Origin of the sequence: Dyadobacter alkalitolerans DSM 23607 (assembly GCF_000428845.1) — a bacterium.
Classification (GTDB): domain Bacteria; phylum Bacteroidota; class Bacteroidia; order Cytophagales; family Spirosomataceae; genus Dyadobacter; species Dyadobacter alkalitolerans.
In genome coordinates, this window is sequence record NZ_AUAS01000003.1 from 468,631 (window position 1) to 482,892 (window position 14,262).

The window sequence follows — 14,262 nt, forward strand, 5'->3', positions numbered from 1 at the left end:
TTTATTTCGAAGGCAAAAATTCGTTGGCTTTCATCCAATGCAGGCAACGACCAAACCACTCGCTGAAAGCAGGCGTTTTAAGATACCCGTGCTCGCCTTTGGAATAAATGTGCATATCGGCTGGAATGCCCACCGCATTTAGAGCCTCATAAAACTGAATGCTGTTGGAAACCGGCACAACCGTGTCATCGCCGGCATGCGTCAAAAACGTGGGTGGGGTGCTTTTGGTGACTTGCAGTTCATTGGAAAAATATTTCAGCTTCTCCTTCGTGGGCGTCTTTCCGAGCAGATTGCTGCTCGAACCTTTATGCCCGATAATGTCCATCAAACTGATCACCGGATATACCAGGATCATAAAATCCGGCCTGAGGCTGGTTTTCCTTGGGTTAGCGATAAATGTGCTGTCATAATGTGTCCCTGCGGTCGCGGCTAAATGTCCGCCAGCTGAGAAGCCCATAATGCCAATTTTTGCCGGGTTAATCTTCCATTTTTCCGTCTGCTCCCGGACCGTTTTGATGGCCTGCTGCGCATCCTGCAATGGCCCCAGCGACTTATCGGGCATAATTTTGTCGTCCGGCAACCTGTATTTCAGCACCATCGCCGCAATGCCCGCTTTATTGAGCGCTTTGGCCACCTGATATCCCTCGCGCTCCATGACGAGCACGCCGTAACCACCGCCCGGACAAACGATCACTGCTGCTCCGGTTGCGGCTGACGCCGGCGGCAGATAAACCGTTAATGTCGGCCGGGACACTTTCCTAGCGATCTGATCAACATTCGTCTCCTCATCCGGCACATTAATGGAATTCGGAATTTTGTCAGGGTAAAGCGGCATGACTGTCTGGGCAAGCGCCTGAAAAGTGCCGGATGAGAGGAGTAAAATACAGAATCCGAGAGTTGTAGAAAATGCTTTTCGGGGCGTCATGTTAATTAATCGTGTTTTAATTTTTTTCTAATCAGGATAAGTCTAAAATGTAACTAAATTTCGGTTACACATTGCCTTTCCTGAAACGAAGCATGAGATGGCATTTTTTTACCTGGACCTGAAAGTGGGCAGAATCGCAGGCACATCTGCATTCAACATAAACCAAATTGCACCATTCTACGTTATGCTTCAAATTTTGACATTATTAATATAATATTTACAAGAAAATAGAATTTGCTTTGTTACTTTATGTCTGTTACCAATAAAAAAATTTAACTAGTTTTGTAGCTTATGGAAATCATGCACTAGTTTCTTTGAAGTGTTATAAAATGAGCCATATCATAATCAATCCACAAATAACAGAATGAAATATCCAGTACATGCAGAAGGTAGGTTTCAGTTTATCGACGAGGGAAAAGGCGAAACATTACTGCTTTTGCATGGTCTTTTCGGTGCGTTGAGCAACTGGGACGGCATCATAGATCATTTTTCCAGTCGCTTCCGCGTTATAATTCCTTTGCTTCCTATATACGAACTGCCTCCGCGAGAAGCCGGATTGGAAGCGCTTTTAGCTTTTTTGGAAGATTTTGTGTCTTTTAAAAACCTGACGAATGTGACCGTGATCGGGAACTCTCTGGGCGGCCACATTGGACTATTGTATACTTTAAAGAACCAGGAAAACGTTCACAAACTGGTTCTAACGGGAAGTTCGGGCTTATTTGAAAACTCAATGGGCGGCTCTTTCCCGAAGCGCGGCAGTTATGACTACATCAAAGAACGTGTTGCATATACATTCTACGATCCGAAGGTGGCGACCAAGGACCTGGTTGACGAAGTTTTCGAAACAACGTCCAGCATTCCTAAATGCATGAGCATTGTGGGCATTGCAAAATCTGCGCAGCGACATAATCTTGCGAAAGATCTGCATGAAATCAATGTTCCTACGTTATTGGTCTGGGGATTGAATGATACGATCACGCCGCCGCATGTGGGCTATGAATTTAACAGGCTTATTGCGGGTTCGGAGCTGCATTTTATTGATCACTGCTGCCATGCGCCCATGATGGAACGCCCTCATGAATTTAACGTGATACTGGAAAGCTTTTTGGAAAAACATATTTCAGTGCCTGTTGCCTGACATTTTTCTGAGGGAATTTCTTTTGATACGAAAGTTGTTACATATATAGTTTTTTTATAGATTCGAAAAATGACGATCTGAATATGCTTGCTGCTACCCTGATTAATCCTATGATCCCAGTTCTGAAACTGACCGATTCGGTTAGCACGGCACTGGACTGGATGGATGAATTTGGTGTAAAACAGCTTGTCGTGGCAGATGCCGGCATTTATCAGGGAATCGTGTCCGAGGACATTCTTTATGATGTCACGGATAATTCGGATCCGCTTGCCAAGATCATTATCCAGCACAAGGATATTTTCGCTTCCGAAGACCAGCATCCTTACGAACTTTTACGGCTTGTAAATCAATTTGGATTGCTGATTATACCGGTTTTGCATGACGACCGGAGTTTCGCAGGAAGTATTTTGGTAAATGATTTGATCGAACATTTCGTCAATGAGCTGGGTGTTCAGGAAAAAGGGGCTGTTATCGTACTTAAAATAGCCGAACGCAGCTATTCCCTTTCTGAAATCAGCCGCTTGATCGAATCCAATGGAACGAAGGTCCTGAGCAGCTATTATTCGTCCGGAGAAAGCTACAATCCGCTGAACGAAGCGAAGCTTACATTGAAACTCAACCGGACGCACATTACGCCTATTATCGCTACACTCGAGCGTTTTGGCTATGAAATCGAAGAAGCGCATGCCAATGACCCGATCGAAAGCGTAGATCAGGAGCGATTGGATATGCTTTTGAGATACCTTGCCACCTGATTTCTTCACATTAGTTCAACAGCCGGTATTTTGAATCGGCATATTTGCGCGTATCTTTCGGAAGAAACAAGATGATCTACTTTTTCTTCCATGAAAATAGCAATTCACGGACGCAACTTTAATGAGTCCGCCCGCCCGTTCATTGAAAACATGTTCAATGAGCTGTCTCGCCGGAAAGTTGAAGTCCAGCTCTCCAAACCCTTTCGGAATTTTCTGGATCAGAACGGGATCACGCACTACTCAGAGCTTGTTTACGAAAAACCCGACGAACTTTTTGACGCACGTCTGATCGTAAGCATGGGCGGGGACGGAACATTGCTCGAAACCATTTCGCATGTAGGAAAAAGGCAGATTCCGGCCATCGGGATCAATGTAGGCAGACTTGGTTTTCTGGCCACCGTTCCTCCCGAGCGGATCACAGATATGATCCAGGCGCTGGAAAACAGCCAATACAGGATCGACGAAAGGACCTTAGTAGAAATAGAATCCAATATCGATTTATTTGATGGTCAGAACTTCGGTTTGAATGATTTCACGATCACAAAAACCGATACTTCGTCCATGATTACGGTTCATACTTATCTCAATGATGAGTTTCTGAACTCCTACTGGGCCGACGGCCTGATCATTTCAACACCCACGGGCTCCACAGGATACTCCCTCAGCTGCGGCGGACCGGTGCTCGTTCCACATTCCCAGAATTTCATTATTACGCCCATCAGCCCGCATAATTTGAATGTCCGGCCTTTGGTTGTGGAAGATACTGCAGTCATCAGACTGGAAGTAAAAAGCCGCAGTAACAATTTTTTGGTCTCCCTGGATGCAAGGTCAAGGGTTGTTGATGAAAACACCTTACTAACCGTCAGAAAAGCCGGGTTCATCGCACGATTAATAAAAATGCATGACGATAGCTTCCTGAATACATTGAGAAGCAAGCTTTCCTGGGGATTGGATATGCGGAATTAACACATTCACCGATGCAACTGATCTATCACACATTTGACCTGCAACTCAGGCACACATTCACCATTGCGCACGATTCACGCGATCTACAACCAACATTGATTGTGGAACTCCGTGACGGCAATTTGAGCGGCCTGGGAGAAGCGACCAGCAACCCCTACTACGGCATTACGATCCGGAATATGATCGAGTCGCTTGAAACTGCGAAAACGATTATTGAAAGTGGCGCCTATCAAAGTGCCGAAGAACTTTGGAACCTGGTGCATCCATTTTTGAAAAACAATTCTTTTGCACAATGCGCCTTGGATGAAGCCGCGCATGATCTCTTCGCCAAAAAGAAAAATCAAAAGCTTTATGAAAGTTGGGGGTTAAATATTGATAACATCCCGCTCACCAATTTCACGATCGGCATTGATACGGTTGAGAAAATGGTTTCCAAAATGAAAGAGCTTCCCTGGCCTGTTTATAAGATAAAATTAGGCACCAACGAAGACCTTCGTATTGTATCTGAACTACGTAAACATACGAGTGCACTTTTCCGCGTCGATGCAAATTGTGCCTGGACGGCGGAGCAAACCATTTCTTTTGCACCGGAATTGAAGAAGCTTGGCGTTGAATTTATCGAACAACCGCTGGCTGCGAATGACATCGAAGGCATGAAAAAAGTGTTTACCGAATGTGTGCTTCCTGTCATCGCCGATGAAAGCTGCATTGTAGAAAGTGATGTAAGATCCTGCCACGGCTTGTTTCATGGCATCAATGTAAAGCTTACAAAATGCGGCGGACCTACTGCCGCTAAACGCATGATAATGGAAGCTAAAAGTCTAGGAATGAAAACGATGATCGGCTGTATGACCGAGACAAGCGTTGGTATTTCTTCCATCGCACACTTCTTGCCCTTACTGGATTATGTAGATATGGACGGGTCACTGTTAATCAACAATGATCCGGCATCCGGTGTAACCTTTGACTACGGACGCATTATCTTTCCTAACCGCACGGGCTCCGGCGCAATACTTAATGCCTAAATTTGTGATCTGTAGTTTTCAGTGAAAACTTTTCAAACCAACCATCTTCCCGGCCGTACTGTGCTTACCAGCGATGGCGAGGCATATCTCTGGTTCAGCGGAACAGATTACCTGGGGATGGGACACGACGAAATTTTTCGTAGTTTGCTAAATGAAGGTTTGGAACAATACGGAATGCATTTTGGAAGCTCACGAAGTAACACACTCCGATTGTCTGTTTATAATGAGACGGAAGAAAAACTGGCAGATTGGATAGGATCAGAATCTGCTTTATTGGTTTCGGCAGGAATGTGGGCAGGGCAATGTGTGATGAAAATCATTGACCAGGTGATTTATAAAACGGGCAGCTCTCAATTCATTCAATATCATTACGCACCCAAGGTGCATCCCGCATTATGGGGAAATGAGCACAAAGTATATGATGGTCCCTGGATGGACTGGGCGCAAAATGTTAACCGGGAAATCCGTGAAGGCGCTGAGCATACTGCTCACATCATTTGTACAGATGCCGTTGGCTCGCCTCTTGTTGAAGCGTTTGATTTTTCCGTTTTTTCAAGCTTGCCATTGCGGGACAATGTCTGGATTGTGGTGGACGAGTCGCACACATTAGGCGTATGCGGAGAATCAGCAAATGGCCTGTATAAATCAATTGTGGCGTTTGGAAAGGCCAGTGTCATTATGGTTTCCTCGCTCAACAAAGCATTAGGCATTCCCGCTGGCGTGATCGCCTGTGATGCGCGGACAGCCGAAACGATTCGCAGTTCCGCCTGGTTCTCGGGAGCATCCCCAACCGCCCCCGCTTATGCCTACGCTTTGAAAAGGCTTTTGGAAATAGAACATTACAAGACCCAAAGTGATCTGCTGATCACAAATGTTGAACATTTCTCGAATCGTTTGCAGTCTCCTCACCTGTTTCAAAGCATCCCAGGCTATCCTGTATTTTGCTGCGAAGGCTCCGCTTTGTTTGAAACATTGCTGGCAAAAGGCATTATGGCATCATGCTTTTCTTACCCGAGCGTCAACGATGCGCCCGTCACCAGGATCGCCGTCACCACGCTCCACCAAAAAGAAGACCTCGACCGATTGGCCGAGGTCTGTAATAACTTTATTTCTTAAATCCCTTTTAGATTTCTCCGTTACCTGATGAATTAGCCAGTGCTTTTTCCTCAGCAAGCTTTTCTCTTTCTACTTTTCCTGCAACCAGAATACTTAATTCATAAAGCAGGAACAATGGAATAGCCACAATTACCTGGCTGTAAATGTCCGGAGACGGCGTGATAACCGCTGCTACGATCAGGATCACGATCATGGCGTGCTTGCGATATTCACGCATAAATGAAGGTGTAAGCACTCCAACTTTTGCCAGCACATAAACTACGATAGGAAGCTGGAAAGCGATTCCGCAAGCCAATGTTAATGTCGCAACGAGTGAAATGTATGAGGATAAGCTGAATTCGTTAATGATCGAAGGATCCAGCGTGAAATTAGCTAAGAAGTTGATAGCCAATGGCGTTACAATGTAATAACCAAAGAATACACCGGAAAAGAAAAGGAATGTTACATAAAATACAGCTCCTCTCGCCGACTTCCTTTCTGACGGCCGCAACCCTGGTTTGATAAATCGCCAAACCTCCCAGAAAGCATAGGGAAAAGCAAAAACCAAACCCGCGATAACAGCGGAAGTCATACTCATCGTGAATTGATCACCTACGCCAATAGCCTGCAATTTAAAGTTTAATGCCTTGATACACAGATCGTCGTATTGTACTTTTTCTGCCAGCTTACACATCATCCGGTAAGTCCAGAAATCCGGCTGTGAAGGCGCGATGATTACATAATGGTAAATCTCTTTAATATATATAAACGCCAGAATAGCAAAAACTAGAATAGATCCACCTGCCCGAATCACATGCCATCTTAATTCTTCAAGATGCCCGATAAACGACATCTCTTTGCCTACTTCTTCTTCTTCGCTTTCTAGTTCCTGGTCTAAGGGCATATTCTTATATTATTACTAAAATTCTATTTACGTTGAAAAGCAAAAACAAGATTGTTCTGTATTTATAAAAGCCGAATTTACTTAAAAAACCCGTCGAAATAATCCGGCGGGTTTTTTTTAAATTGCTTTATGACTGATTAATCCATTACAAAAGGATAGTCATTCTCTACATAAACATCTGTGTAAGCTTCTTTCGCGTCAGGGAATTCTGAATCTTCCGCAAACTGAACAGATTCTGCAACGATATCTTTTACTTTCTTATCAATGTTTTCCAGATCTTCTTCCGTTGCCAGCTGGTTTTCCAGGATTACAGCGCGTATCTGCTCAATCGGGTCGCGGTGTTTGTATTCTTCTACTTCCTCCTTAGAACGATATTTCTGAGGATCGGACATCGAGTGACCTCTGTAACGGTAGGTCCTGAATTCCAGGAATGTAGGGCCTTCGCCGCTTCTTGCACGTTCTGCTGCACGGCCAACCGCTTCGTGAATCGCCTCAACGCTCATTCCGTCAACTGGTTCAGAAGGAATGTCATAAGCCTCACCCAATGTGTAAAGCTCTGTAACATTGGACGACCTTGCCACCGAAGTTCCCATGGCATATCCGTTGTTTTCAACAACGAAAATAACAGGCAATTTCCAGCTCATGGCCATATTCAATGCTTCGTGAAAAGCTCCCTGGCGAATTGCACCATCACCGAAATAGCAAATGCAAAGATTTCCGGTTTTGTTATATTTCTCAGCAAAGGCGATTCCAGCTCCCAGCGGGATTTGCGCACCTACGATTCCGTGACCTCCTACAAAGCCTTTCTCTTTATCGAAAATATGCATTGAACCACCTTTTCCTTTGGTAGTTCCTGTCTTTTTTCCATAAAGTTCAGCCATGATCGCATTGGGAGATGTTCCCAGTGCTAGCGGAATGCCGTGATCGCGGTAAGCAGTAATGTATTTGTCGCCTTCTTTCAGCGCAGTAACGGCTCCGGAAGAGCAGGCTTCCTGGCCAATGTACAAGTGACAAAATCCTCTGATTTTCTGCTGGCCGTATAACTGGCCGGCTTTTTCTTCAAAACGACGCTGTAAAAGCATATTCTCGAACCAGAACATATATTGTTCCTTCGGATGCTGTAAACTCTTTGGGTCTGATTTTTTCTTTTTTTCAGTAACGGTGGCCATGTATTTGGTTCTCGTTTATAAAGACAGAACTTTGTCTTAAAGTTTGAGGTTTGAACAGAGTCTGTTTTTGCCGTACTCACGCATATGATTTGCGAAAATAAGCATAAACTAAATAACAAAGAAGTTCATGTGGCTAGAAAAGCTCCATCTTACATACTTTAAAAGCTATGAAGAGAAAGCCTTCACCTTTGGGGAACATGTAAATTGTCTGGTTGGGGAGAATGGGAGTGGAAAAACGAACCTTTTGGACGCCATTTATTTCCTGAGTCTTACCAAAAGCGCCTTTCATAATCAGGATGCGCTGGGCATCCGCCATACAGCTGATTTCTTTGTGCTGGATGGTGTATTCAAAGATTCTGGCAGAAATACGCAGATCACTTGCAGTATGCAGCGCGGCCAGCGCAAGATTTTCATGGCCGATAAAAAGAACTACGACCGGCTAAGCGACCATATCGGCCTTTTCCCCCTCGTGTTAATTGCACCCAACGACACCGACCTGATCCGCGACGGCAGTGAGGAGCGCAGGCGCTTTTTTGACGGCGTCCTGGCCCAGGCCACTCCGGGTTATCTCACTGATTTCCTTCAATATAATAAGATTCTAAGCCAGCGAAACGGTCTTTTGAAGCTTTTTGCCGAACGTAATTATGTGGATGAAGATCTGCTGGAAACCTATAACGAGCCGCTGATCATCCTTTCCCAGCGGATTTACAATCACCGCAGCAAATTCATGGAGCGGTTTGTGCCCTTGTTTCTCAAAAGCTATGATTTCCTGAGCAGCGGGCATGAACAGGTGGAAGTGATTTACGAAAGCGAAGTCGCCAGTGAAAATTTTGCCGCTGAATTTCGCAGGAACCGCGCCCGCGACTTACATGCACAACGCACCGGAAAAGGCATTCATAAAGACGAATACACATTTGAAATTGACGCCGTTACATTAAAAAAATTCGGGTCCCAGGGTCAGCAAAAGTCCTTTCTGATCGCATTAAAGCTGGCGCAATTTGAATTACTTAAAGAAGAAAAAGAAAAAACCCCCATCCTGCTCCTCGACGACATCTTCGACAAACTAGACGACCGCCGCATCCAAAAGCTCATCGAACTAATAGACACCGGCTTCCTGGGCCAAGTCTTCATCACCGACGCCCGTCCCGAGCGGTCGCAGAAGATTTTAGAGAATGTAAAAGCGGATGTGAGGTTTTTTGACGTTGAAAAGGTGTTGCCTGTCAAAAATTAAATCTTCCTTCTCGAATCGATCAGGTTTAGGATCAAAATTGTATTCTCAAATACAGTATAAAACAAGCTTTGGTGCTTGCCTAATACCAACTGGCGAACAGATGGCAATAAAGGGTAAGGTTTGCCTATAAAATGAAAACGTTCCAGGTTCTTTAAACTGGCTTCAAGATTGTCTGTAAATTTCTCGGCACTTGTTTCTCCCCAGGTATCATAAATGTAAGATACCGTTTCAAAGTAATTATCCTTTGCGAGCAGAGTCCATTTTATCTCGTAAGCCACGCTTTACTTCCGTTAAGACATCGTTGTTGGAAATCAGTTGTCCTAATTCTGCTTGAAGTAAAGATTGGTTGAGTTCTTTGAGTAATTCTGGGGAATTTGCGTCAATGCCGTTGTCCACGTTTTGATGTTCCATAAAAGAACGTATCGAAAGCAGTAAGTCTTCCATACGGTTTTCATCTAACTGATTAACAAGTCGGATGACCTCAGATTTCAACTCCCGGTTAGACATAGAAGCATTGTTTAAATTGCAATACTATGACAAATCTACACATTAAAAATAAGAAAGCCAGACCGCTCGATCTGGCTTTAAGTAAGCTGTTTTTTACACATACTTTACATCCAACTCCTTCGCCTCGGCAACAAATTCTTTTACTTTCTGCTCGTCTTCCTTTCGGCATATTAGCAAAACACCGGCGTATTCGGCGACGATGAAGCCGTCGAGGCCGTTTACTACGACCAACTTATCTTTTGGCGTTTTGATGATGGAATTGGTGGTGTTATGCAGGATCAGCTTTCCGTCGATTACATTCTGGTTCTCGTCTTTATCTGAAACTTCGTAAAGCGACTTCCAGGTTCCCAGATCGGACCAGCCAAAGTTGCTTAATACAACATGCACGTTATCAGCCTTTTCCATAATTCCATTATCGATGGAAATGCTGCCGCAATGCTGGTAGGCCCTTTGAACAAATGCATCTTCGGTTTCGAGATAATAGTGGTTGTCGCCACCTTCAAAAATCTCGGCAATGTTGGGTTGAAACTTTTTCAGGGCTTTTTTGAAAGCATTGATATTCCACACAAAAATGCCTGCATTCCATACGAAATCGCCACTGTCGAGGAATTGAAGCGCCAATTCAAGATGTGGTTTCTCGGTAAAGGACTTTACTTTCTTAACGGTCAGCTTGTCCGGAATGTATTGAATATAGCCATACCCCGTATCCGGACGGCTTGGCTGAATCCCCAGCGTTACCAAAATATCCTCGTTGCGCGTTGCGCCCAGGGCAATGTTGATGGTGTCCCTGAAATTCTCTTCCTTTAAAATGATATGGTCAGCCGGAGCAACAACCACATTCGCATTCGGATTTTTAGCAGCGATTTTGTAACAAGCGTAAGCAATGCACGGCGCAGTGTTCCGACGGTTAGGCTCACAAAGGATCTGATCATCCGTTAAAACCGGAATTTGCTCTTTAACAATATCTTTATATTCCGAACTGGTTACGATATAAATATTCTCGATCGGACAAACCCCATCGAAACGCTCAACTGTCTGCTGCAAAAGTGTTCTGCCGGTCCCTAGCACATCGTGAAATTGTTTAGGAAAGTCTGTTCTGCTGAAAGGCCAGAACCTCGTACCAACTCCACCGGCCATTATAATAACATAAGAATCCTGCATTGTGAAAGGTAATTTTATTATCTACACTATGAAAAACTACTCAAAGCTACGGATAAACGCCCACTTATGACCAATGTAAAGGAATCAATGGACTTATAAATTGGGAGTGATACCCGCTTTTCGCACTATAACCCCATTTTTCACTGATTAACCGAACCATAGAAATCCAAGTTTCGGCCAAATTTAAAGAATGATCAAAATGTATAAATTTAAAATGATTTAAAGAAAAAATAGTATAATTATGCTATGCGATGATATAATATTCTTATAACTTGCTAGACAACATCAGCCCATTAAAAACCATGAAACATTTGTCTACAATCCTAAAATTGTACGCGGTTATTTTGTTCATAATGCTTGTTTCTGCTGCTTACGGACAGATTACAATCCGTGGAGAAGTTACAGAATCTACAACTGCCGAGCCACTCGCAGGTGTAAGTATTCAGATTAAGGGAAAAGTAACCGGGACCATTACGGACAATAAAGGCGCGTTCAATCTCACTACTACATCCAGTCCGCCTTTTACATTGATCGTTTCATCGGTTGGATTTCAAACCCAGGAAATAGAAGTGACCGGCGGCATGTCCAAACTCGACATTGAGCTTGCCGAGCAAGTGATTCTGGGCCAGGAAATAATTGTTGCAGCCTCCAGAGTAGAAGAAAGCGTTATGAAGTCGCCTGTCGCCATCGAAAAAATGGACATCAGAAACATCCGGGAAACGCCTTCGGCCAACTTTTACGATGCATTGGCAAACCTGAAAGGCATTGATATGACCACGCAGGGTGTTTTGTTCAAATCCGTAAACATGCGTGGTTTTGGCAGCACGGGTAACCCCAGGACAGTTCAAATGATTGATGGAATGGATAATCAGGCACCTGGTCTGAACTTTCCTTTGGATAATATCATCGGCATGTCTGAGCTGGATGTCGAAAACGTAGAAGTCTTACCAGGAGCCGCCTCCGCGCTTTACGGGCCAAATGCGATCAACGGGCTGATCCTTATGAACAGCAAAAGCCCATTTTTATATCAGGGATTAAGTGCCAATGTTAAATCGGGTGTGATGCACGAGTCAAACCGCTCCAAAGCCACAACCCCGTTTATAGACGGCACCATTCGTTATGCCAAAGCATTTAACAACAAAGTGGCCTTCAAAGTGAACCTTTCTTACATTACAGCAAAAGACTGGGAAGCAACAAATTACAACAATTTAAATGTAGGCGGCGCATCTGATCCCAGGCGTGGCGCAGGAACAGATAATGATTATGACGGTGTAAATGTTTACGGCGACGAGGTCCAGACCAATATCAATTCTGTTGCAAGCACTCTGGCTGCCAATGGTTTGATCCCGCAGGCTGCTGTGGCGCTGGTTCCGAATACTTTTGTGAGCCGCACAGGGTACCAGGAAAAAGACATTGTCGATTATAATACTAAAAGTTTTAAAGCAAACGCGGCCGTCCATTACCGGCTCAATGAGAAGATTGAAGCCATTGCGCAAGTCAATTACGGCTATGGCACAACGGTTTACACCGGAACAGGCCGCTATTCGCTCCGGGATTTTAACCTGACGCAAGCCAAGCTGGAACTGAAAGCGGATAATTTTACGGTCCGCGCTTACACCACACAGGAACGTTCGGGAAAATCCTACTTGGCCGGCCTTGCCGCCGTTTCCATGCTGAATGACTTCAAGCCGCATGCTACCTGGTTTGGTGAATATGTAGGTGCATTTGCAACTGCACGCGGTGCCGGCATGCCGGAAGACCAAGCTCATTTAGCAGCTCGCGGCGTAGCCGATAAAGGCATGCCTATGCCCGGAACCGCAGCCTATGACCAGTTATTGGATAAATACAGAAATTTGGCGATTGTAAACGGTGGAGGCGGTTTTGCTGATAAAACGAACCTTTACCACATTGAAGGATTTTATAATTTCAAAAACCAGGTCAAATTCGTAGAGTTGCTGGCTGGCGCCAATTACCGGCTTTATGAGCTGAGATCAGCCGGGACGCTGTTTGCAGACACCAAGGAAGGTCGCAATGGCAAGATCCCGATTTCGGAATTCGGGGCATTTTTACAGGCAGGGAAGAACCTGTTAAGCGACCATTTAAAACTGACCGGTTCTATCCGATATGATAAAAACGAAAATTTTGACGGACAGTTTACGCCCCGGATTTCGGCAGTCACCACATTCGGCGAACACAACATCCGCTTGTCCTACCAAACAGGTTTCCGGATTCCAACCACTCAAAACCAATACATTGACCTAAGAACACCATCAGGGACATTGATCGGTGGCCTACCTGAATTTGATGCCAGATATAACCTTTCCAGCGGCATTTTAAGGCAAAATTTGTCAGAAGATGCTATCAAACAAGTCATTGCAAGCGATCCGGGCATTGTACAAAATGCGACGAACTATGCCAAAGCGGTTGTTACGCAACAGGCGACGGTAGCCATCACCGCAGCCGTAACGGCACAAGTGACAACGGCCGTGAATCAGGGTGTCGCTTCCGGAAATATTCCCAACAATCCGGGCGCCATTCAGGCAGCGATTACTGCGGGTGTGAACCAGGCTTTACCGGGCGTTCTTTCGGCCCAGCTTCCCGGAATTTTGGCAGCGCAGGTTCCTGGCTTGGTCCCAACGCTGGCCAAAGCCTATGCATTGGAAAAACTGCCTAAATACAAACCCGCTAAACTAAAACCTGAGCGCATAGCATCCTATGAAATTGGTTATAAAGCAGTTATTGGGAAAAAACTTTTCATAGACGCTTATTATTACATCAGCAAATACAAAAATTTCATCGGCGGAACGGTCATTGTAGTGCCAACCGCTGCTGCGGCTCCTGGCCTGCCGATTGAATCCGGCATTGGCGTTGGAAATTTCAATGGTTATTCAAGAACGGTGAATACCACGGAAACCATTACGACGCGGGGATTTGCATTAGGGCTGACTTATGCTTTACCAAAAGGATTTAATGTAGCCGGTAATGTTGCCAATAACGAGCTGAATGATTTCAAACCGTCGCCGGAAGTGCAGTATTCACAGTTTAACACACCGAAATACCGCTATAACCTCTCATTTGGCAGACGGATTACAAGCAACAATTCGGTAGGGTTCAACATTGCCTATAAATATCAGCAGGCATTTTTGTGGGAGTCAAGCTTCGTTTTGCCCAGCACTACGAATGTGCCGATATTCTCAAACACGCGTGTGCCTGCGGTGAGCGTGCTGGATGCGCAGGTGAGTTATAAAGTCAATGCATTAAAATCGATTATCAAGCTGGGCGGCACCAATTTGCTGGGCAAATCTTACATTCAGGCTTACGGAAGCCCTAATGTAGGCTCAACTTATTACGTCTCGATTACATTTGATGAATTGCTGAACTAGAAA

13 protein-coding genes are annotated in these 14,262 nt (G+C 44.8%); 7 read left to right on the forward strand and 6 right to left on the reverse strand.

What is annotated here, in order from left to right; all coding sequences use genetic code 11:
- Position 1: 1 nt before the first annotated feature.
- Positions 2-925, reverse strand: coding sequence for an alpha/beta hydrolase (locus G395_RS0107990; protein WP_035360636.1), 924 nt, complete (start codon positions 923-925; stop codon positions 2-4).
- 364 nt (positions 926-1,289) lie between these two features.
- Here G395_RS0107990 and G395_RS0108000 point away from each other — a divergent pair, with 364 nt between their 5' ends.
- From G395_RS0108000 to G395_RS0108020, 5 genes are all read left to right on the forward strand, one after another.
- Positions 1,290-2,063, forward strand: a complete 774-nt coding sequence (locus G395_RS0108000) for an alpha/beta fold hydrolase (RefSeq protein WP_026629573.1) — start codon at positions 1,290-1,292, stop codon at positions 2,061-2,063.
- Between the two features lie 83 nt (positions 2,064-2,146).
- On the forward strand, positions 2,147-2,818 hold the full coding sequence (locus G395_RS0108005; RefSeq protein ID WP_026629574.1) for a CBS domain-containing protein: 672 nt from the start codon (positions 2,147-2,149) through the stop codon (positions 2,816-2,818).
- Between the two features lie 90 nt (positions 2,819-2,908).
- Positions 2,909-3,784 (forward strand): NAD kinase, encoded by an 876-nt coding sequence (locus tag G395_RS0108010; RefSeq protein WP_026629575.1) that lies wholly within the window; start codon positions 2,909-2,911, stop codon positions 3,782-3,784.
- Between the two features lie 11 nt (positions 3,785-3,795).
- Positions 3,796-4,809, forward strand: coding sequence for a dipeptide epimerase (locus G395_RS0108015; protein ID WP_026629576.1), 1,014 nt, complete (start codon positions 3,796-3,798; stop codon positions 4,807-4,809).
- A 21-nt stretch (positions 4,810-4,830) separates the two neighbouring features.
- A complete protein-coding gene (locus tag G395_RS0108020; RefSeq protein ID WP_026629577.1) occupies positions 4,831-5,925 on the forward strand; it encodes an aminotransferase class I/II-fold pyridoxal phosphate-dependent enzyme in 1,095 nt (364 codons plus the stop codon).
- A gap of 7 nt (positions 5,926-5,932) precedes the next feature.
- Here the strand turns inward: G395_RS0108020 and tatC are convergent, their stop codons facing one another.
- On the reverse strand, positions 5,933-6,808 hold the full coding sequence (tatC, locus tag G395_RS0108025; RefSeq protein ID WP_026629578.1) for a twin-arginine translocase subunit TatC: 876 nt from the start codon (positions 6,806-6,808) through the stop codon (positions 5,933-5,935).
- A gap of 137 nt (positions 6,809-6,945) precedes the next feature.
- Entirely contained in the window at positions 6,946-7,977 is a 1,032-nt protein-coding gene (pdhA, locus tag G395_RS0108030) for a pyruvate dehydrogenase (acetyl-transferring) E1 component subunit alpha (RefSeq protein WP_026629579.1), read from the reverse strand.
- Between the two features lie 127 nt (positions 7,978-8,104).
- On the opposite strand from pdhA, the gene recF reads away from it, so the two are divergent.
- Positions 8,105-9,208, forward strand: coding sequence for a DNA replication/repair protein RecF (recF, locus tag G395_RS0108035; protein WP_026629580.1), 1,104 nt, complete (start codon positions 8,105-8,107; stop codon positions 9,206-9,208).
- On the opposite strand, the gene G395_RS0108040 is transcribed toward recF, so the two are convergent.
- The 3 genes from G395_RS0108040 to G395_RS0108045 all read right to left on the reverse strand — a co-directional run bounded on the left by G395_RS0108040 (position 9,205) and on the right by G395_RS0108045 (position 10,876).
- Positions 9,205-9,486, reverse strand: coding sequence for a type II toxin-antitoxin system RelE/ParE family toxin (locus tag G395_RS0108040; RefSeq protein WP_026629581.1), 282 nt, complete (start codon positions 9,484-9,486; stop codon positions 9,205-9,207). The genes recF and G395_RS0108040 overlap by 4 nt on opposite strands.
- Positions 9,446-9,715 (reverse strand): hypothetical protein, encoded by a 270-nt coding sequence (locus tag G395_RS32025; RefSeq protein WP_157486615.1) that lies wholly within the window; start codon positions 9,713-9,715, stop codon positions 9,446-9,448. Before G395_RS32025 ends, G395_RS0108040 begins: the two co-directional genes overlap by 41 nt.
- Positions 9,716-9,808: 93 nt before the next feature.
- Complete coding sequence (locus tag G395_RS0108045; protein WP_026629582.1) at positions 9,809-10,876, reverse strand: mannose-1-phosphate guanylyltransferase; 1,068 nt, start codon at positions 10,874-10,876, stop codon at positions 9,809-9,811.
- Positions 10,877-11,178: 302 nt separating this feature from the next.
- On the opposite strand from G395_RS0108045, the gene G395_RS0108050 reads away from it, so the two are divergent.
- On the forward strand, positions 11,179-14,259 hold the full coding sequence (locus G395_RS0108050) for a carboxypeptidase-like regulatory domain-containing protein (protein WP_035360639.1): 3,081 nt from the start codon (positions 11,179-11,181) through the stop codon (positions 14,257-14,259).
- Positions 14,260-14,262 lie beyond the last annotated feature (3 nt).